At 41.7% G+C, this 21,595-nt stretch carries 17 protein-coding genes and 3 pseudogenes; 12 read left to right on the top strand and 8 right to left on the bottom strand.

The annotated features are described in order from the left end of the window. Positions 1-234, top strand: a pseudogene (locus tag L5M49_RS17540) (IS4 family transposase); the annotation flags it as partial. 268 nt (positions 235-502) lie between these two features. Here the strand turns inward: L5M49_RS17540 and L5M49_RS17535 are convergent. Then, positions 503-813, bottom strand: a pseudogene (locus L5M49_RS17535) (M48 family peptidase); the annotation flags it as partial. Positions 814-1,123: 310 nt separating this feature from the next. Here L5M49_RS17535 and L5M49_RS17530 point away from each other — a divergent pair. The 8 genes and pseudogenes from L5M49_RS17530 to chrA all read left to right on the top strand — a co-directional run bounded on the left by L5M49_RS17530 (position 1,124) and on the right by chrA (position 8,643). Further along, positions 1,124-3,277, top strand: coding sequence for a TonB-dependent receptor (locus L5M49_RS17530; RefSeq protein ID WP_263266548.1), 2,154 nt, complete (start codon positions 1,124-1,126; stop codon positions 3,275-3,277). Between the two features lie 675 nt (positions 3,278-3,952). After that, a complete protein-coding gene (locus L5M49_RS17525; RefSeq protein ID WP_411569113.1) occupies positions 3,953-4,240 on the top strand; it encodes an ISAs1 family transposase in 288 nt (95 codons plus the stop codon). Further along, positions 4,230-4,505: pseudogene (locus L5M49_RS17520) on the top strand (efflux RND transporter permease subunit); the annotation flags it as partial. The gene L5M49_RS17525 and the pseudogene L5M49_RS17520, both read left to right, overlap by 11 nt. Beyond that, the gene (locus L5M49_RS17515; RefSeq protein ID WP_263266547.1) at positions 4,495-5,190 is read left to right on the top strand and encodes a HupE/UreJ family protein; all 696 of its coding nucleotides are present in this window, start codon (positions 4,495-4,497) and stop codon (positions 5,188-5,190) included. The pseudogene L5M49_RS17520 and the gene L5M49_RS17515, both read left to right, overlap by 11 nt. Positions 5,191-5,210: 20 nt before the next feature. Next, complete coding sequence (locus tag L5M49_RS17510; protein WP_263266545.1) at positions 5,211-5,744, top strand: hypothetical protein; 534 nt, start codon at positions 5,211-5,213, stop codon at positions 5,742-5,744. A 22-nt stretch (positions 5,745-5,766) separates the two neighbouring features. Then, positions 5,767-6,099: a DUF6488 family protein gene (locus tag L5M49_RS17505; protein WP_263266544.1), complete on the top strand. Its 333-nt coding sequence runs from the start codon at positions 5,767-5,769 to the stop codon at positions 6,097-6,099. Positions 6,100-6,319: 220 nt separating this feature from the next. Further along, positions 6,320-7,252: a chromate resistance protein ChrB domain-containing protein gene (locus L5M49_RS17500; RefSeq protein ID WP_263266543.1), complete on the top strand. Its 933-nt coding sequence runs from the start codon at positions 6,320-6,322 to the stop codon at positions 7,250-7,252. Next, a complete protein-coding gene (gene chrA, locus L5M49_RS17495; protein WP_263266542.1) occupies positions 7,249-8,643 on the top strand; it encodes a chromate efflux transporter in 1,395 nt (464 codons plus the stop codon). The genes L5M49_RS17500 and chrA overlap by 4 nt, the downstream gene beginning before the upstream one ends. 244 nt (positions 8,644-8,887) lie before the next feature. On the opposite strand, the gene L5M49_RS17490 is transcribed toward chrA, so the two are convergent. Together L5M49_RS17490 and L5M49_RS17485 are read right to left on the bottom strand one after the other, a co-directional pair. Further along, complete coding sequence (locus tag L5M49_RS17490) at positions 8,888-9,460, bottom strand: hypothetical protein (RefSeq protein ID WP_263266541.1); 573 nt, start codon at positions 9,458-9,460, stop codon at positions 8,888-8,890. Positions 9,461-9,472: 12 nt separating this feature from the next. Beyond that, positions 9,473-9,694, bottom strand: a complete 222-nt coding sequence (locus tag L5M49_RS17485) for a TIGR02922 family protein (RefSeq protein ID WP_263185338.1) — start codon at positions 9,692-9,694, stop codon at positions 9,473-9,475. 228 nt (positions 9,695-9,922) lie between these two features. Between L5M49_RS17485 and L5M49_RS17480 the strand changes: the two genes are divergently transcribed. From L5M49_RS17480 to L5M49_RS17470, 3 genes are all read left to right on the top strand, one after another. Beyond that, positions 9,923-10,861, top strand: coding sequence for a DNA replication terminus site-binding protein (locus L5M49_RS17480; RefSeq protein ID WP_263266540.1), 939 nt, complete (start codon positions 9,923-9,925; stop codon positions 10,859-10,861). Further along, the gene (locus L5M49_RS17475; protein WP_263185336.1) at positions 10,858-11,220 is read left to right on the top strand and encodes a hypothetical protein; all 363 of its coding nucleotides are present in this window, start codon (positions 10,858-10,860) and stop codon (positions 11,218-11,220) included. Before L5M49_RS17480 ends, L5M49_RS17475 begins: the two co-directional genes overlap by 4 nt. Positions 11,221-11,670: 450 nt before the next feature. Continuing rightward, positions 11,671-12,258, top strand: a complete 588-nt coding sequence (locus tag L5M49_RS17470; RefSeq protein ID WP_263185335.1) for a hypothetical protein — start codon at positions 11,671-11,673, stop codon at positions 12,256-12,258. A 42-nt stretch (positions 12,259-12,300) separates the two neighbouring features. Here the strand turns inward: L5M49_RS17470 and L5M49_RS17465 are convergent, their stop codons facing one another. From L5M49_RS17465 to L5M49_RS17445, 5 genes are all read right to left on the bottom strand, one after another. Continuing rightward, the gene (locus L5M49_RS17465; RefSeq protein WP_263266539.1) at positions 12,301-16,512 is read right to left on the bottom strand and encodes a conjugal transfer protein TraG N-terminal domain-containing protein; all 4,212 of its coding nucleotides are present in this window, start codon (positions 16,510-16,512) and stop codon (positions 12,301-12,303) included. A gap of 16 nt (positions 16,513-16,528) precedes the next feature. Then, positions 16,529-17,932, bottom strand: a complete 1,404-nt coding sequence (locus L5M49_RS17460; protein ID WP_263266538.1) for a conjugal transfer protein TraH — start codon at positions 17,930-17,932, stop codon at positions 16,529-16,531. Continuing rightward, positions 17,932-18,921: a conjugal transfer protein TraF gene (traF, locus tag L5M49_RS17455; protein WP_263185332.1), complete on the bottom strand. Its 990-nt coding sequence runs from the start codon at positions 18,919-18,921 to the stop codon at positions 17,932-17,934. The genes L5M49_RS17460 and traF overlap by 1 nt, the downstream gene beginning before the upstream one ends. 260 nt (positions 18,922-19,181) lie before the next feature. Further along, entirely contained in the window at positions 19,182-19,889 is a 708-nt protein-coding gene (locus tag L5M49_RS17450; RefSeq protein WP_263185331.1) for a hypothetical protein, read from the bottom strand. A gap of 23 nt (positions 19,890-19,912) precedes the next feature. Next, positions 19,913-20,470, bottom strand: a complete 558-nt coding sequence (locus L5M49_RS17445; RefSeq protein WP_263202703.1) for a hypothetical protein — start codon at positions 20,468-20,470, stop codon at positions 19,913-19,915. Positions 20,471-21,595 lie beyond the last annotated feature (1,125 nt).

Genomic DNA, 21,595 nt, shown 5'->3' with positions numbered 1-21,595 from the left:
TTGATGGTTCAATGCCTGTTGTGGCTAGTTGGTTTACACGCACAGCAACAGGGCTGGGATAAGCATTTTCAGGCCAATACCATTGGGCATCGAACGGTACTCTCAACGATTCGCTTGGGATTGGAGGTACTCAGGCGGCCTGATTATCAAATCACGGAGAAAGAATTGCTGGCGGCCTGGGTATTATTCGCCAATCAGTTGCTCAAATATGGCTATGCTATGGCTGATTTATGAGGGGATCCTTCAGCACATAATCCCTATGGAACGATATACGCTCAACTGGGCTCACATTAACACCTAATAAAACGCTTCAGCTGGGCAAAGGCATTCCGAGTCTTCATATTGAGTTCAAACCGTCTTTCTGTGCCATGGTTGATATTTTCAGTAACTGATTCAGCACGCTGCTTAAAGTCCTCCCAACAGCTCGTTTCCTGCTATTCTGGGACAGTTTTTCACTGAATATGAATAAAATTCTCTTCAGAACAGATTCAAACCGATGTAAAACATCAATATGGCAACCTGACCGAGTAAAGGCGTTGACTTGTTCTGAGTCAAACAACACCACATCTAAGCGCTGGGTTTGATCTGGCTGCGCTGCTGTAATACGTTTAGCAACGCAATTAACGTATTGCGTTAGCTTTTTATTGCTACTCACTTTTTGCTGCTTTTTCATTTTCTCGAAGGAAGCATCACCCATCTGCGTCGCAGAAAAATGCAAGTCTACCCCCAACCTGTTGGCGATTGCGTGGTCGCACAGGCCGATAATCCGAGTACGACAGCCAAACCCACTAAGCCCAAGCTCATTGATTTAATGTGGTACTCCTTAAATCCCATGGATGGCATGAAAATAATTTATCCAACAATAACTTAACTAATAGAAAGATTTTACTGAGCTAGGGCCGATAAGCTAAATGTAAGTCGATGCAACACAATTAGAGTGACTCAACACCTTTTTTAGCATCATCATGACAGAAAAGATCACCCCATAAAACTTAACAAATGTAAATAATCTGCAAAATCATTCGATAATAATTATCATTCACACGCATAATGCTTGGTGTATCAGTCTTTAGTTGGGCTCAATGGTACGTTTTACTCCGCTTTCACTTATATAGGATTTACTATGCGACTCGCGCTCACACCCTGTGCAACCTCAATACGTTTTGCCTTAGTTGGTTCAGTGTTATTTTCTGGTATGGCCTTTGCCACCACACTAGTGACCTCTACCACGCCACCTGCAAATATTGAACGCCTGATTATCTCAGGAAGTCGCGTCGTGGAGCGTATTGATGAAGTCCCCTCATCTGTCACCTTAATTGATAACGCCACGCTTAACCAAGATCTCAAGGTCAGTTCCGAGCTACAGAATATTCTAGCAATGCGAGTCCCAGGTTTAGCGCCATCTTCAGGAACCTCAAGTAATGCAGGACAAACGTTACGTGGCCGTAAGGCACTCATACTGATTGATGGTGTACCGCAATCGACACCATTGCGTAATGGCTCGCTTGATATGCGCTCAGTGGATGCGAACGCCATAGAGCGTATCGAAGTCATTAAAGGTGCAACCTCGATTTACGGTAATGGTGCAGCAGGCGGTATTATCAACTACATCACCAAGAAACCTGGCGATAGTAAAGCACAAGTGAATCTTGGTGCCTCGAGTAAATTCAGCACAGTCAAATTTGAAGACAGCGCTGGCTATCGCTTTAATGCAGGTGTGGATGGCTCACTTGAAAAGTTCAGTTATGTATTAAATGCTGTGACCGAAGAAACGGGCCTACAGCGTGATGCAGAAGGTGACGTACCAGGCCTAGTTTATGGATTATCCGAAACGAAAACACAAAACCTATTTACCAAATTGCAATACCAGTTTACTGACGCAAAGTCATTGCAATTCACCTACAACTACTACGAAGCACAACAGGATGCAGACTTAGTTGATGTCAGTGGCAGTATTAATTCTGGCGTTAAAACCTACGCCATTAAAGATACCTCAGGCAAACCTAAACTCGGCGAACCACAGGGACCTAAGGGCAACCATAACGTTACCTTGAAGTATGTTGACGATGCATTATTAGATAACACACAAATGGTGTTAGACGCCTACGGCCAAAAAATTGATAACATGTTTTTCTTCTCTTCCTCACTCGCTAATCCATCAGAAGGATACAGCGGTGGGCAATCGATTATTCTGTCTGAAAAAATTGGCTTACGCGCCAACTTTAATACCGAGGTCGATTGGGACAACATAGTCGCCAATTTTGTTTATGGGGTCGATGCTTTGCAGGATATCAGCAGTCAGCCCCTTGAGGATGGGCGTATTTGGGTGCCTGAAATGGACATGACCAATCTTGCTTTCTATCTGCAAACTAAATGGGTGATATTCGATGATTGGGTCATTAAGGCGGGAGTTCGTCAGGATAGTGTGGATTTAAGTGTTAAAGATTACAGTACGTTAAAACTGTGTGCGAGTGCGACTCAATGTACCGAATCGATTGATGTTAAAGGAGGCGACCTCGGCTTTAACGCCACTACCTATAACTTAGGGTTACGTTATACAGGCAGCAGCTTTGCTAGCCCATTTATCAGTTATTCCCAAGGCGCAGATATTTCTGATCTTGGTTTGTTGTTACGCGCTGCGGCAGTCAATGATATCGCCTTAATCAAATCACAGGCAGCCATTATTGATAACTATGAGATAGGCATTTCAGGCTATGTTGGTGCCTTTTCCTATGAACTAGCAGCCTTTTTCAGCGAATCAGAACTCGGCACCAGCAGCAAATACGACGCTGTATCAGGTGCCTATGTTCCTATTCGTGCCCCGCAAGAAATTTGGGGTTACGAAGCACAAGTCAGTTACGCTTGGTTAGACAATCTCAGCACCGGCATGAGCTATAGTTTTGTCGAAGGTAAAGATACCGAAAAAGATGAGTATTTAGACGGGCAAATCATCTCTCCACCTAAATTTACCGCCACTTTAGATTGGCAACCAACAGACAACAGCAATATTAGTCTTGCCTATTTGTATATCGGCGATCGCGACCGATTCGAGCCCATTAATGGTGCATATGTTGGTAGCCAAGGCCCCGTTGAACATTACAACATTGTCAATTTGAGCAGTAGCTACCAAATAAATGATTGGACTTTATCCCTGGGTGTAGAAAACCTGTTCAACGAAGATTATTACTCTGCCCGCTCGCAATCTTTTACCTTTAAAGGCTACAACACTAAAGGCTTAGGGACGACAATGAATGTCGGAGTGAGCTACCAGTTTTAAGGTGTGCTCGAAAAAGAGTTAATCAAAAAGTAAATGAAGCCAAATGGGATTGAGCATTCTATTTGGCTTCATACTCTACACCCACTTCGAAACCTGCAGGTAAATGGCTCATGCAAAAGTTGAGACTATAAAATCGTCTGCGTAAGTGGCTTTATCAGAACGAAATACAGTCCGCTTATAATCATAAACTGCTTCTATAGCAGGCTTCCAATTTCATCGCGGTATTGGTCACTTTTTAGCAGTATCTGGTATAATATTAGATACTGCTAAAACAATTGGCGAAACTAAAACATTATCAGGTTGCTAAAACACACATAAAAAGACAGATTTCCACTGGTAGATACTTATCAAGCAATCTTGAACAACAATTACTTGAGCTGCGTGATATGTCAATTCACTGCGATAACTCTCAAACAGATGTAAAACGGTTTTCTGACTTGATCAACATCCTCGAACGCGAATATCAATTTCCGGCTTGTGTTTTGACGCAGAGATGAATAGACCAGACTTTTGTGTATAACATGTTGGTTGCTCCATCTGATTGACCTGTAGCTCGGACTGTGATCTTATGCTCTCTTTTTGGGAGAACCAGCATGGTTATTGACAGTATCAAAGCACATTTCGGTATCATCCAAGTCAATCGGCAGAGTGCCAAGATCGACTATCCATTATTTGATGTTCTGTTTGGTGCACTCTGTGCCGTCATTGCAGGGGGCTCGTGGTTGGACGGACATTCGTGAATACGTTCTAGGTCATCATGAATGGTTTCGCCGTCACCAGTTATTCGAAAAAGGTGTCCCGGTCCATGACACCTTCGCACGCCTTATCGCCATCATTGAACCACAGGCCTTTCGGCAATGTTTTCTCGATTGGATGCAGGCGTTGCACCGCCTAACTCAGGGAGAAGTCGTCGCCATTGATGGTAAAAAAAAACCTACGGGGTTCTTACAACCGACTCGATAGCGCCATTTTTGAAGGGGCACTTACAAGGCTGCGTCCGGTCATAACCACCGCATTAGTCGCCTCGCTTGGCTTTATTCCGATGGCGTTCAATACTGGTATAGGCTCAGAAGTGCAACGGCCACTGGCTACCGTAGTAATTGGCGGCATTATCTCCTCTACGCTATTAACGCTATTTGTTATCCCCGCGCTATATCGAATTTTACACAAAGAAAAGGAGTCTATTTTGACTGAAGTAGAAGCAATGGAGTTAGCTGATGCCAAATAAGCTATTAAAAATCAGTCTATTCCTCTTAATCGGACTGTTAGGTTTTATCAGTGTCGATGTATTGGCCCATGGGGTCGATGACAATACCCGAGCCTTTTTAGAACAAAACCAAGGGGTGCAATTTATTCCGTTTTTGTACATCGGGGCTAAGCATATGATCACCGGATACGACCACTTACTATTCTTAGTGGGGGTGATCTTCTTTTTGTACCGCAGCAAAGATGTGTTGCTGTATGTCACTATGTTTACTATTGGTCACAGCACGACGTTATTACTTGGCGTGATGACTGATGTTCAAGTTAATGCGTATTTGATCGATGCCATTATCGGCGTATCAGTGATCTATAAAGGTTTTGATAACTTAGGTGGTTTCAAGCGCTGTTTTAACTGGCAACCCAATACGAAAATAGCCGTGTTAATCTTTGGTCTTTTTCATGGCTTTGGACTGGCAACCAAATTACAGGAATTTGAACTGTCAAAGGAAGGCCTGTTTACCAATTTATTGGCATTTAACATCGGGGTGGAGATCGGGCAATTTGCTGCGTTGGCCTTTATTTTGATAGTGATTAACGCTTGGCGTCACTTTCCTTCATTTCAGCGATTTTCAACGCTCACAAACACGGCCCTTATGAGTGCCGGGATCATGCTGATGGGCTATCAGCTTACTGGCTATTTTGTAAATTAAACTAATAAAAAGAGTAGATTATGCAACACACTGTCAGTACAACCACTTTAGTCAAAGCCAGTATTTCCGCAACTGTCATTGCGGCCGTTGCTCTGGTGACTTTTATCCTTCCTGCCGAGTACAACATTGACCCGACAGGCGTAGGCCAAAAATTGGGATTAACGACACTTGCACAAGCCGCTGAAGCCGAAGGTGTGGTTTCAACGCAGGGCTTAGGAGAGAAAAACAGCCAAGAATTTCAAACGATTGAAGTGGTTGTTCCCGCTGGTCGAGGCGTCGAATACAAGTTTGCTATGCCACAGTATGCCAAAATGACCTATGAATGGTTAACTGATGGCGACGCTTTGTATTTTGACCTCCATGGTGAACCTGAGGGAAATACCACTGGATACTTTGAGAGTTATACCATTGCAACATCAAACGAAATGAAGGGCAGTTTTACCGCTCCCTTTGCAGGTTCCCATGGTTGGTACTGGAAAAATAAATCGGATAAGCCTATTGCCGTACAGCTACTGGTTAAAGGACAGTATGACGTCATTGGTCTTAAGCAATAATTGATATAATTTGGAGAATGCTATGAAAAAATTGATAACAGTTGTCGCCCTATGTGGCCTATTAATGAACGGTAGTGCTTTAGCCCATGCTGATCATGGTGTGATTAGTGGACAAGGTGCAATGAAGGTTGCCGCTAAGTCACTCAATCAAATGACATTTAAAGACTTTGGTTTTGAGGTCGGTAAATTAGATGGCTCATGGAAAGATGTACCTGAATCACAATTATCCATTGTGACTTTTGAAGGTAATTTTTATGTGGTAAGTGCTGTTAACCCCACCACTAAAAAACAGGTCTTTCTGAAAATCGCCAGTAACGGTGAATTATTGGAAGTTAAAGATACAAACAAGTTCTAATTTTTCAGTGTGGCGCTGTTAGTCTAACTGACAGTGCCATCTCATATCGGTTGTCGTTTGTTAATAGTCGTTTTACTCTACTTTTAATCATCATAATTTAACCTGTTTACTCTAAAGTTTCGGTAAACCCTAGATGTACGGAATCTGGATCGCTTTCCTGTACACATCAAACACGTTAATGTAGAGTAGTTTACACATTTGAATATTGCTCTACATTATTATGAAGTGGATACTATTAATTTTATCCCTGCCTACCCAAAATGCGACTGTTCGCATGAGGTTGTGGCGATCTCTTAAATCCGCCGGTACCGCCGTATTACGTGACGGCGTTTATCTACTTCCCCAACGACCAGAACATCAGCAGTTGTTTGATGGCTTTGCACAAGAAGTGGAAGCAAGTAAAGGCTCGGCTTATGTGCTCTTCGTGGATAGCGAAGACGCTAGCCAATTTAGCGATTTGTTTGACCGTCGCGATGAGTATGCCAAGCTTTTACAAGAACTTCCCCAGATTCAAGAATTGGCAGTTAACTCCCTGCAAGAGGCAATACGACAGTTGCGCAAACTGCGTAAGAACTTCACTGCCATTACCGTGACGGATTTTTTCCCTGGCGAAGCGCAGGTGCAAACCCAGCAGGCGCTGCAACGTCTTGAACGTAAACTCAACCGTCAATTATCACCCAATGAACCCCACGAACATGCCGGTGAAATTCCGAGATTGGATGTCGACCTCTATCGCGGACGGTTATGGGCAACCCGAAGCCGCCCCTGGGTAGATCGTCTTGCGAGTGCTTGGTTGATTAGCCGTTTTATCGACCCTGAAGCACGCTTTGTGTGGTTGCAAGCCCCTCAGGATTGTCCCGATGACGCACTGGGATTTGATTTTGATGGCGCCAGTTTTACTCACCTTAATGGCAAGGTGACCTTTGAAGTCCTGTTGGAAAGTTTTGGGCTCGAGCACTCCAGTTTAGCGCGCATGGGGGCTTTGGTACATTTTCTAGATGCAGGTGGGATCCAGCCTAGCGAGGCCAGTGGTCTGGAGCAAATCCTGTGGGGATTGCGCAACAGCATTCACGACGACGATCAACTCATCATCACTACGAATGGTGTCTTCGATGCGTTATTGGCCGCTTTTACTGATAAGGAAACGGTATGAGTAACACCACCAAATTATCATCTGTTAAACAAGTAGAAGCACCAGCGCCAGTCGGTTTTTGGGAAGCCTTTCGTTTCTGGTTAAAGCTTGGGCTTATCAGTTTTGGTGGTCCTGCGGGGCAAATCGCTATCATGCATCAGGAACTGGTCGAGCGTAAACGCTGGATCAGTGAAAAGCGTTTTTTGCATGCCCTAAATTACTGTATGGTGTTGCCCGGCCCTGAGGCGCAACAACTCGCGACTTATATCGGCTGGTTAATGCATCGCACCTGGGGTGGTGTCGTGGCCGGAGGGTTGTTTGTGTTGCCATCACTGTTTATTTTGATTGCACTGTCGTGGGTGTATATCGCTTACGGTGAGATGAGTTGGGTCGCTGGTTTGTTTTATGGAATTAAACCGGCGGTAACTGCTATCGTAGTACATGCAGCTCATCGGATTGGTTCGCGTGCATTAAAAAATAATGTCATGTGGATGATTGCCGCCGCAGCGTTTGTGGCGATATTTGCACTCAATGTGCCATTCCCTTACATCGTGATTGCAGCGGCGCTGATGGGTTATTTAGGTGGGCGATTTTTGCCTGATTATTTCAACAGCAGCGGTGGTCACGGCAAAACCGATAAATCCTTCGGCACTGCTTTGATTGATGATCACACTCCAACCCCCTCCCACGCGATTTTCCGCTGGTCGCGTTTCAGCCTAATCTTGATCACTGGTGCATTACTCTGGGCAATTCCACTGTTTGCGCTCTGGGCTTACTGGGGTTGGGATCACGCGCTCACCCAAATGGCTTGGTTCTTTACCAAAGCGGCATTACTCACCTTTGGTGGTGCCTATGCGGTATTACCTTATGTTTATCAGGGCGCGGTCGGCCATTACGGTTGGCTTACGCCTACGCAAATGATCGATGGGCTCGCACTCGGTGAAACCACACCTGGACCGCTCATTATGGTAGTGGCTTTTGTCGGTTTTGTGGGTGGATATGTGCAAGCCGTATTTGGACCCGATATGGTATTTCTGGCGGGCGCAGTTGCCGCCACGATTGTTACCTGGTTTACCTTTTTACCTTCCTTTATTTTTATTTTTGCGGGTGCACCTTTTATTGAAACGACGCATAACGATTTGAAATTCACTGCGCCACTGACGGCGATCACTGCGGCTGTCGTGGGGGTGATTTTAAATCTCGCTCTGTTTTTTGGTTATCACATTTTATGGCCAACAGGCTTTGAGGGGCCGTTTGAACGGATATCAGCCATCATTGCTATTATTGCGGGCATTGCATTGTTTCGTTACAAAATGAATGTGATGAAAGTGATTGGTATATCGGCGCGGAAAATTAATATCTATAGCTGCATCTCACATACGTCGCTAGAGACAGCACTACACTGCGGATAGATAAAAATACTGCATAGAACAGAACTACAGTCACTGAAATCTCGTCCCAATGTGCAAAAAGACATGATGCATAGATCGTTCCTTGGACTAAAGAGTAGCAATATTAAAAAATCAAGGCTTTTCTATTAATAACAATTGCTTAATCTGATTTTGGCGGAAATTTCCAGAATCCCGGCGGACCCTCTAAGAGCCTCAAATAGTTTGCTACGTCCCATAAACATTTTGAAAAGTACTTACACAATTTTTAAGGATGCTGATCCAACCAAACATCACAATTATCAATGATCAAGTTTCTACTGCTCGCAGAATAAAAATCACTCAAGAACTTATGTGCACCATTAATTCTAATAATCAATTCTGAAGACAAATTCAGATTGAAAGCCCTGTCAAAATAAAATGATAAGATTTCATAATAATGAAGCACATCATTGGCACAAATATTAAGGTGAATTAACGCCTCCGAAAAATTCACAACTTCAAGATTAAAGGCCAATTCACGCGCAAGCTTTTCGACAATATCCAAGATTTCCATTAGACTTTGATCTTCACTATTAACTACGCAATATACGATTGGCATGTTGTTTCCTACGGGGCTTTGAACTGACTCTAGATCTGATTTATGAAGAGATACACCTTGCGCGGCCACTAAATCGAACAGGCAATCAGAAGTTAAAAACGGGCAATTCGCCTCATAACCATGCTTGCATGTTTTTTTGTGCTTATTAGGTATATGGTTCTTAGGCTTTAGAACCAGTTTAATTCTATAAGAGGTTTTAAACTGCTTTAAAACGCTGGATATCAATGAAGAACGCAGCATATCTCGATTCACTTATGCTACTTGTTGAGCCGGCAACGCTCTGTCGCCCAGAGCATTGAGTACACGAACGCTTCCTTCTAATACAGCCACGATGAGCTTACCTTCCCTAGCATTTGCCGGAATGATTACTCTGCCACTATCAGAAATTTTACAACCCGAGAGGCACTCAGATTTTAAGACGAGTGAAAATTCATCGTCGTAGAACAAAATTGTAATATCCAAAGATTTTGACATGTTCCTCCCCCCTAAGTTGAAACTGTGATCATAAAGAGTTTTTGTTGAGTTTAAGTCGATCTCAGCGACGAAATACGACAGATAAAGAAAAAATGAGAGAAAAATGATTCGAAAGCTACTGTATAGCTGTGAATCAGGATAAAAATTGAAAAGAGTAAAAAGTTGACGAATAAATCAGCAAGGTGTACTATAATTTAAGTATAAAAGGGTCAGTATGCGGTAGCATGAATGAAAAATCGCGCTCACAATAATTCAATCATGAAGAGTAACTTTTTACAGTTACAATCAATGCTCGATGAATTTTCGGCGTTGTTAAGTGATTGCGCCATTGATTTACAGCTTTTCAAACTGCCAAGGATACTATTAGATGAAAGCCATGCAGAGCCCGAGATTATTTCTATCCTTCAAAGGCATACGCTCGATGACCAAGGGAAGGAATTCTTACGCAAAGCCTTCTCTACACTCAAAATAGACGCGTTAAAATACAGTACTTATCTTGCACATCGATTCCCAGGCTTTGTTGTGTTGCCAACAGCAAGTCAGGCTGAGGTTGTCAGCTATATTAATGAGATAAATAAGCGAAAAGACGAGTTTCACGATTCCGTAAAGCAGGATTTTAAAAAGCGCCAAAACGCTCACGAAAACTTGCATAAAAACATTGAGAACGTGGTTTTATTGTCTGCAACAAGACATATTCGTTGCACAAGTGTTGCTGTGAACACAGTCAATTTTTATTGGCAGCACAAAACAATTCAACGAATTGTGCCTCTTGATGAGGCTAAGTTAAGTCTTGAAAACGCGAAAAATAATCATGTTTTTGAATACACACTCAGCAACCGTGATGACAAGCAGGCTTTCATCGATAAAGAAATAGAGCAGCTTTCTCATGTACCAGTAGGTCATAACATTGTCGAAATAAGACAAACCCGAGTTCAACCATTTATCGACCTATGGACCAGGTATGTTGGTGCCACTGCGAACAAAAAAATATCATCGACCAACGCCTCTTTGCCCATGATTCTTTTTGGTGAACCGCCGAGCAAGGTAAACGCTTTATCGGACTATAACCGCGGTAATGTTAATTTTAAAGAAATACCATACCCTTTGATTAACGCTAGAAAATACTGGTACGCCGTACCTTGCAAACAACCTAGGAGTTCATCATGATTAATTTGATCATCGCGAGTGCAGCGTTATTGGTTTTCCAATCACCGGTAGGGTTACCTGCTGGCCTAAAGGTAAATGACAGTTCACTTCAGCTTTCTCATCAAATGAAAAGCTATTTTGAAAAAACATACCCAAAACCCAAGCTGACAGAACAACAGGTGTACATTGACAACCTGTACCGCAAACAGATGGAGGCTATGCCTGCTAATACGCTCGTTTTTAATTCAAGATTTCAAATACCAAAAAATGATACCATTGGTAAAATACTCGTCACCTTCAAAAATTCCAATGGTGAAGGAATAAAAACAGCTTATGTTGGTCTGGATCATTATTATCGGTTCAACGAAGGTAAGGAATGAGAGAAAGTTATTACGCATTTGTAAAATTTAGCTTGTTCAGGGTTAGTGTTCTGGCCCTATCTTTTCCTTTTCTTTTTATATGTTTAGTAAATTTAACGAATACATCTTTATATGACTACGGCATACCACTGAGCTGGATTTTCATTTCAAGCATCCCAATTTTGTTTTTTTGGTACAAGATAGACATCGAGTGTAAAGATGATACTGTTTTTATAACTCGCAGCTTATTCACTATTCCTATCTTTAAACGAATATACAAAATGGATGTTAATACTGTAGTTCAGTGGCTACCATCACAGTTCAATAAAGGTACCTTTAAATTGATGGCTGGTGCAATAGATTTGGGTTTGACTATCGATAGGTGAAGTCTGTTACAATAAAAATTGCTTAGATGGGTAATTTTACATTTAGCATAAAGGCCAGGAGCATTAATCATAAAGGTCTATCCCTATGGTTCCTCATAGAAAGAATCAAGAAAAACTATCATTTGAACAAGCTAAAGAGCTTGTTCGGGATTTTAAGATATTTACAGCAAAAGAATATTTGCGCTTTCGTGCATCTTCGACTGACTTCCAAAACATCCTTCCATACCAGCCAAGCATTTACTATAAAACTGAATGGAAAGGGTGGTGCAATTTTACTGGAATGGATAATAGTCCAGAGGTAGAAATCGACATTGAGGAAATCCAACAGATTGCTGTTTCGTTAAACATTCGAACAAAAGAAGAGTGGCGGCTTGCTGTTTCCACTAATTTAATCAATGGTCCTTTGCACATTTCTAAAGTGGAAGGTTTTAGTAATTGGGCGCAATTCTTAGCTTGTGATAAATATCTAAATTTTAAAGATTTGTTATCTTTCACTCGAAAACTCGGATTGAGAACTCAAACTGATTGGCGTCAATGGTGTAGAGATAATGAACGCCCTGATAATGTGCCTTTTGATTTACATGGACATTACAAGACGGATTTTCAAAGTATTACGCCTATGGTAACCAAAAGCTTTTGGCATTACTTGTTTGTCGAAGAAACAAGCGAATAAGAGTTTAATTATCGCCTTATTCACTTGTTACATTTTAGCCTGCTATCTCCCTCCAACGCTCGCATTTGTAAAGCCCATGGCAACTGGGGCGTGGTCGTTACTACTTACATTACTACTCACAGAGATTGTGCTCGTCGCTGGTGGCTGTGTAGTGTCTATATTGGCTGCAGATCCACCGGGGCTTGCAGAAGCGGGATAGATGCTTGAACCACCGAACTGTTCGCTGAGTTTGTTCAAATCAGCTTCAATTTTACCTTGGCTATCATGACTTATGAAAGGCTTAGAATTTTCATACATTGTGGCTAACTGCGTTACATCTTTAGCCGATTCAACATGGGAAGCAACATCATCAAAACTTTTGGTAGGGCGTGCATCATATCGAACATGCTCAGGGGTCATATTAGCGTCAATAAGGGCGTTATATGCATTTTTAGCATTACTCGTAAACGACTCATCAGAGGCAACTCTAGTGCCTGCAAGCCTTGCAGACTGGATGTTATCTTTATCCTGAGACGCGTTATTCTGTAACTTGTCATCAATAGAAGGGATTTCCTGCTCGAATTGAGAGAGTGCATTTTCTAGCACTTGTTGCTTATCCTCGCTTAATGACGGTTTAATTATCGCTGCCAATTCTTTAATATCTGCTAAATTATTTGCGTTACTATCGTGGTCTCCCTTAGTCAGATTCATCGACCGACCTTCAGCATATTGCAACGTAAATACCTTATCGTCTTTGATAATATCGCTAACATTCTCCCCGTTAAGTACCTTATTTAGCACGTCAGCAGTTTTGTTTTTATCATTTAGAGAGTTAGTAGCATTGTCAGAATTGAACGAATTAACAACTCCATCATTAGATAAAGCATTCAAAATTGGATTGCCGGAAGACGTATCGGCCATCCCATTAGCATTCTGCTTAATCACTTCATTAATAGCTTTTTCGCCGCCAATATTGCCTTGCGTATAGCTTTGATACCAACTATTCAGTTCGTTCAACTTAGCTAATTCTTCCTCTTTGAAATTTTGTTTCGCCAAAGGAGTACCTTGTCCATCTTCCCCTAAAAGTCCTCGCATTAACTGGGGATTATCTAACGATTGCAGTAAAGATTGGTACTGACGCCCTTCATCGCCGGGAACCTGAACCCCTCTATTGAATTTTTCAGTGGGATCGCCTTTGAAGTCAGATAATAGATTCATGCCATTAGCAGTATCTCCCTTAACATTCTCCCCGACCCACTTAGCACCTTCCTCACTTGAAGCGAGCTGAGTGATTAAATTATTCATCGCTCTGTCGCCTTCAGGCTTAGTCATTTCTCCTAACTTTGCAGGAATATCACCGATGGTATTGAAGAGTTGTGCTGTCGCGCTATGAGTTCTATCCAGTTTGTCTATTTTCTTCTCAAAATTTTCTGGCGCAGAACCAACACCATCAACTCCGCCGGTTAACTGTTCACCTTGTTTCTTGAATTGCGCCTTGTTATCTTCGGCCGCATTAGCAACATTAGCATGTCCATTTAACGTTTCATGAAGAGCACTGTTAACCATAGCTTGAGAGCCCTGTTCACGAGCCCCATACGCATTCGTAAATTCATCGGCCGTTGGCATTTTTGGCGCCACTTGTTCTAAAGGTGCCTTACTTTGATCTAAGTAAGATGATGTGTTGCCCATAGCATCGAGTGTGTTGACTTTATTTTGATAGAGATCGCCTGCGGCAGTAGTATTCACTACTCCATTAGCAGCCATAGATTGAAAAATATCACGGTTCATCTCGGCATCGGCCTTTTCCTTGCCAATGTCAATTCCTCTGCCGCCTTCCTGCATGTTAATCTTGTCGTTCTCTTTCATCAGTTCTTGAAGAGCAAGTGCGCGACCTTCACCAATGGCATTCGCACTCTTTGACTCTCGTTCCTGAGCAAAGGACACTGTTTTTTCATCCAACCACTTATCGCCAGACATGCCATCCACTTGCAAATCCTTAATTTTCTCCCACAGTTCAGGGTTCTTTTTAGAAAGAAATGAACCTATATCTTGTTTACTTAATGAGGCACTAAGCCCTGCAAAATCAATATCTCTGGATGTGGAGACTTGACCAGAATTCGTAGCCATCTGAGTCAACATGAGGCCTTGTTGCTCAAGCGCCTGTGATTGACGAGTATAGGCAGCACTTTGTTTTGCTGCTTCTTGGACTGCTGCGGTATCCGAGAAAGATGCGACATCCGAGGCTGTTGTAATCTTGGATAAATTTTGGTTAATGGCATCTTTGTTCGATACTAACTCTTGGAGGTTTTTATTGTACGATTCTTTAGCTTCTTCCGACGAATTAGCATTCGCTTGGGCTGTTGCTTTCAAGTCAGCACTAAAGCTTGCACCCACTTTCGCAGCCATACTTGGGCCTTGTCCTTTCCCGCCGAAACCTGCGCTTAAAGACAATCCCCCTTTTGCATCGGCACTTACGGCACCTGACGCTACAAGTTGCTGTGCTTCAGAAAATGACATCCCTGTAGCCTTGCTTATGGCATTAGCAGCAGACGATGCCCACTCAGAAACAGATGATGCTTGAAACGACTGGCTTTCACCCGTGTTTTTAGAAAAATTTCCCCCTTTTGATTCGTTGAAAATAGAGTCCAAAGATTGTTGTGCATTTTGAGCTAAAGTTGCCGCCTGACTTCGGAGGCTGCTCGCCCCAGATGAAACGCTCGAACCTATTGATTCACCCACTGAGAATTTCCCCGCGGAACTAGAAACGAGCGAATCACCGTTTAAATGGCGCCCAGTGTTAGTTTCATACTGAGATGTTTGATTACCGAATTGAGCATTACCGTTTTGTATTGACGTGCCGGTATCAGGGGACAGGCGTTTAGAATCGATAGAAGGATCGGCCATAGCCTGTTTAGCCATGCCCTGCATTGCATGAACACCTCGATAGAGCACAAAGACACAAATAGCGGGAATGAAAGTGTAAAGCATACCGGAGATACCGATATAACTGTTAGCTGTAGCAAATTGGCTGTCGATCGCCGTTAAACTAAATTGGCTTTTGCCTGCAGCAACAGCGTCATTGAAACGATTCGTCATAGCCAAAGCGGTGAACAAGTTGACCAAGACAATCATGATTGACCACATTTGGACAAACATCCATGCAGCAAAATATTGCCCTACGGCTAGAAGTCCCTGACCAGAAATAGCCAAAACCAATCCAAGGAAAGGCGTTAAAAAGACCGTTAATGCTTCAAAAAACGACTGCATCACTTCCGCATTTTCCATCCAATACTCCTTTTTGGATGCATTAGCTAATTGGCGTTGTCTTATCGTATCAAACATGGCGTGTGACACTTGTTGGCCATACGGGGTGCTTGGGAAATAGTTATTAAAAACACTACCGATGAACGCGGCATTCGCGAGATCAAAAGATGACTCTGCAGAAGGGATAACCCCTTGCATACTATATTGATTTAAAAATTGGCTGACTTTCGCCAGACTTGAACCTTGAGCTGATAAGGACTTCTCCAAGTTATCCCTATACTGCCCTGACTTCATTTGGCTATCCAGTTTACTCCAAGCCAACTCACAACTAATCTTCTCCCCCTGCGAGTTCCCTGGCACAAGATAACTCGTGGTATTAAGGTTTGGGTTGGTAACTTTCAGTAACCCCATAATATCAGCTGGTTTTGCACTTAGTACCGGTTCTATAGGGTTAGTTGCTCCGGGGGAAACCATGTTCGCGACGACATAACACTCATCAAGATAGACATTAAATGATTTACAAACATTTATATTGTTATCCAAAGGATTGGGCGTGCACACGTCAGCAAAATTAACTGCAGAAAGGCCGACAAAATGCTGAATAGGGCTCAAAGCCTCCCAAGAATCAATCCCAACAATGGAAAAAGCCTGAGCCATAATATCAGCAATTGCTGTACCTGTATTTGTGATAAACCAACCGCCCACGGCGGGTAAAAGTGGTACGTTATTGATTTCTTGAAACGAATAATCGCGTTTTGATGTAACTCGTACATCGACAAGCGACTGAGGACCTAATAAGCCGACTACAAAAATAATAGATAGAATAAAACCTTTAGCTGGGAAAGGCATTTTCTCTTGGTTGGTAGCCCATTGAAGAGAATTCCACAGTAAACCAATCACTAATGCGATGGATAGTAATACGTAGATATCGCCAGTTGACCATAGGCGAGCTAATCCGTTAAAGACTTCAATAAGGAACGTCGGATTACCAACAGAATAAATTTCCCACATGCTGATCGACTCCTAATTATTTCTTGGTACTTAGTGTGACCGTCAATGCCGCGTCTAACCTTGCACGGTCTTCAAACACTCTTTTTTGTATGTCAGTATTTCGGCTTACGGTATAAGCCTCCTTAAACCACAGTAAATCGTCTTGCGCTTGGTTTAAGCCAACCGGATACAATTGCTCACCTGTTTGCTGATTCTTTGAGGTAACGAGAGATGTTCTAACTTGAGAGACAAGATCATTGGCCATGTAATCCATAATGATCAATGTGGCTTCTAGCGCTTTATAACGAGCATAACTCCTACCAAACTCATCGTGTGGTCCAAACACTTGCATCATTAGATACATATCGTTTCCGAACCAGTACATGATCTTTGCTTCTGTATCGGTATATTTAACCGTGGGGGTTTTATACGTTTTTTGCCAGATATCGAATATGGTTTTTCTGATCATAGGCAATATGCGTTTCGTTGTAATAGTGGCATTAACAACATTGATACAGTCCACATCGGCACATTTGTAATATTTAAGCTCTACATCATCAACATCGGAATCAATGTCGTCAGCATCGTAAAACAGATCAATGAAAAATGGCGATCCCTTTCCCGGTACACGGCTAATACAAGTACCTTCATCAGTGATAGGTGTGGTGCAATTAGAAAGGTCAGTTGAGGTCAATACAGCGCCAAGTATGGTCAATATCAATTCGTTATCCTTCACACTGCTAAAGGATTTGAATAGATCCCCATTGGGTTGATTTTCAGATAACGGCTTTATTAGAGAGTTATTATTAATTTTTTTGCCAACTTGAGAAGCCAAGGCCGATGCCGATTTTTGAGACTCTGCCCCATACGTTGCATCGTTCATGTCTGCCGCAAAACCCAGTGACATATTGATAGATTGCAATTTTTTTGCGACAAACCCTATTTCTGTTGACGGAGCTGATGGAGTGTCAGACGCTAGAGCATTAGCCGCCCATTCAGCACCTTTTTTACAACCATCAATATTGAACTGATTGGCGCCATTTATGAGGGTTCTTAACTCATCGACAACTCCAGCTGCCATAGGTGAGATTGACTGTAATGCAAGATTAAAGGCGTAAGTTGCCGCCCCCTGCATAATCCCTCGACTTAATTGAGCAAGTTCGTCGCCGGAAATAAGACTAAAGCTTCCTGCAAATATATCAATTTCACCACAAGGGCCAAGGCTAGCGTTCGGTAATCGCGCACTGACAATTGGAGCACCATCACTTAGCTTCGGGCGATAAGTAAATCCCCCGAGGTTTACACCATAACGCCCGTTTCCATGTTGGGAAGCACTCGGGGCTGTAGTCGAATACATATCATTAAATATGTCCTGCATTGGATCTGCGACAACACTGAACACCGTTAATGATAGAAACAAACATATTTTACTTAATTTCATTAGTTTGGAGCTCCAATTCTTAAAGGTGTCCCAATGGGGGAGTTCGTTAAATCCACTCGACTCTGAAGCACATCATAGAGAAATGCTGGATTAGATAATTCGCTTTCTTTGACCTGCAGCTGTCCATTAGCCAACACATTTGTCCCACGAACTGCTTGAACTGATTGAAAATCAGCATCAGTGATCCAATTATATTTATGTGCAACATCAACCAATGCATTTTGTAATTTTGGCAATGATGAAACCCCATTACTCAACAACTCAAATTTCGTCGCATCATTCGACACAAGAAATGTTGTAGGGGTAACCGTGACGTTAAATTGGCTCGAAGCACGTCCGTCAACATCAATCACGATCTTATCTTCTGGAATGCCAGGAATAGTGCCTCCATCTAAAGACACGTAAAGAACGTTCAATTGATATCGAGTAGCAAGGAAGTTAATGAGTGGAAGTTGTTTGACACAGTACGGGCAGGCACTCGAATAAAAAAACCAAATACCTGCTTGAGTGGATATTTTTTCAATCACGGGTTCCTGTGCTTTCTGAACATCATTTTTAAATCTGGACAACATAAACGCTTCAGTCGGACGGCGATGATCTTCAGACAACCAACTGGCCTCTTTGCGAAAGAAATCGCTGGTATTGGTGGCAAATTTTGAACTGATATCGAGCATTAAGCGTTGAGCCGCATAAAATGCACCAAGATTTTCGGTAGTAGGATTGTTGATAGCATTCGCTTGAAGTTGTGGTAAATTTTTCTTCAACCATTCTGCATCGATGTTAACCATCCGTTCTTCCGTTGGCGTTGAAGTTGTGGCCTTACTTTCATCGGGTTCAACCTTCGGTTCAATTTCAGGAACGGGAGTCGGCTCATGCCAGAACCATCCTTTTTGAGATTGGTTATAAAAGTCGTCACCCGCCAAAACTACCGTCTGACAGCCAAACATAAATATAAGTAAAGTTGTTTTTAATGCTGATTTGCTAAACATACACCCCCCCCTCAATTCTGACCATATTACCAATCGAAAGTAGAATGCAGCTTCGTTTCAGGCTCGATTTACGTCGCTGAAATAAAAATCTTAACTATTTTGTACAAACTGACTAAACGAAGAACTCAGGATAGATGACAGAGGCAGCACTAAACGAAAGGGTTTGGAGATTTCTACACATCAAAGGTAACAACAGAAAAATTTAGTATTAAAATTAATATAATGGAAACAAAACAAGCTACCGAAGTAGCTTGTTTTGTTTATCTCGAAGACACTAACCTTAATGGTTCACTTAAACTATCTGCGGGAATATATTCTTCTTGCTTAGGCTTACACAATAAAAGGAATAAGTTAGACACCATTTCCGTATCAGAGTAAACGTCTTGATGATTTTGTTGTGAGAAGTGATGGAGTCGTCTTGAAGCATTTGCATCCGCTAGTTCTAATGAATCGCTTGCTTTTTTACTTTTCAATAATTTGTTTTCTTCACAAGCCCAACAATGTGTTCGTTCACAATTTTCGTGGATAACAAATTTATTATTACAATTACTAGAGCAGCACGAATAAACTAAATATTCGTTAGAAGCTACTTTTTGAAGCATATAGGCAAATCTAGAAATGTCGCAAATCTTATCTTCCAATAATTCAGGATATTGATAAACAGCAACTTCCCATGCAGACGCTAAATAACAAATATTGATACCTTTTTTTAAGGTTGGATCACCTGAAACCAAACCATACATTCTAAAAAGAATATTCGAGAGTTTGAAACCACGATTAGACCTTGCCCATGTCTTAGAATATCCTCTTGAGAATGATACATCAGGATTTGCATCATTAAATGTTCTAACTAATGAAGCTGTGCCAGGTACGTATTTAGATATAATGGTTGGCATTAGACCTAATTCATGTAGACGCCTTGCTAATGAATAGTTTTGAACAAGCGACACATCCGTTGGTTGCCTCATGATAATCCCTCAAAAGTTAAAGTTTATGAAGCCATCGTAAATAGAGATTGCTCAACATTCGCATACCCTATCGCACCGAGGTTCAACAGTTTAGTAAAATCTAGATTTCTATTTAGAACAAACAACGGCAATAGCGGGTCATTAAAGTGCAATTTATTCGAAATAGGGAATTTTTTTTGTATAGTGTTTATCGTTGAATCACTCAAAAACAAAAGCCCTTTGGCGAATAACGGGTCAAACTCAGCACACATGCAAATATTCATCATTATCGATGACTGACACCTCGACATTGTTTCTAATCCATTAATGCTATGAGTTATTCTTTTGCCCAATGCAATTCTTGAGTTTATTTGATTGGCTATAGATTTTTCGGCATGAATATTGTTCAACCAATAATCGAAAAGACAAGTGTTTGTAATGTCCTTTCTTGGCGTCAATATCCAGCTTTTCAATCCAGCAACAAAACCCGCCCATTCATCCTCGCTATGGCTAACCATCACTGAAACGTGAGAACTTTTCATATCAAATAAATCACAACAGATATTTGGATGAAGACTCGCAAACTCGTGCAGTGCAATCAAATATATCTGCTGTGAAAAGAACAATGATTTATAAAAGCCTGACCTGTTAGTCATAGATTAATTATGTGGTTGCCATTGACTGATTTCGCCAAGTTTACATACACCTGTTTGTGTAATCAATGCTATTACGAAATACTTGTTAAAAAAATAGGAATCGATCACACTAAAAAGTAAAGATACATTATAAATCGAAAGCGGTATCACAGCTATGGTACTGATTTACAATACTTTAAATCGTGATGGCGGAGAGAGATTTACAGTTGGAAAACTCTCGATAAATAGTCTTTATTTTTCCAACAAAGAAACAACAAAGGAACATAGCTACGTTGGAGGCAATGAAGTCAATAGCATACAGGACGATAAACTGATAAAAGAAGACTTTCATAAATATTAAAGACGTAGGCAGAAGCCATAAATAAACCTTAAATTCCTACCAATTAAACTTGCATCTGTAAATAGAAACATACGTATTTGAACAATTTTTTCTTATCTCAAAAATATAGAAGATATACGGACATTAAGAATGGCATTCAACATTCTCCCGAAATGGTACAGGTGCGAATTTAAACGAACAGCAATACTCACAACATCTTGATAAAATACGAAAAACACTCATTTTCACGCAAAGCATTTCCAATGTGGAAAAAAGCTGCAAAATTCATAGAACATTCCAATATTGCAAAGAACACTTCCAGTCACTCAAGATTAAGGTTAGAAGACCCATCCCTACACCCACAACTTCCGTACACGATGTGCAGCATCGGTGATTAAATGAATGGCTGAAAGACAGTTATGGAAACGTTCAGAAACGATTTAATAGAAGGTGTAGGGAAACGCTGTAAGCACATTTTCGAAGGTAGTCCTTTCCAATGACCACCATTTAAAACGGCAAGCTCAGCCGTCGGCGTTCAATCATGAGATTAAGAAAGTATGTCTAGTTGGAAAATGCAATGCTTTTCCAACAGGTAGTTATCTTGGATAAAACAACATATCAGACCCTTCTTTTTAGAAAGATACCTCCGGATCTATTGTGCGATGAGAACCCCTCAATATCTGTTTCAGCGACGTAAATTGCATCTGAAATGAAGTTGACCTTCCTTTTTCTGTGGCATTCTCATCCGACAG

The organism is Shewanella sp. SM74, from assembly GCF_025653725.1.
In the GTDB taxonomy this organism is placed as follows: Bacteria; Pseudomonadota; Gammaproteobacteria; order Enterobacterales; family Shewanellaceae; genus Shewanella; species Shewanella oncorhynchi.
The sequence above is the reverse complement of the archived record's forward strand: the minus strand, read 5'-3'. Positions and strand labels throughout refer to the sequence as shown.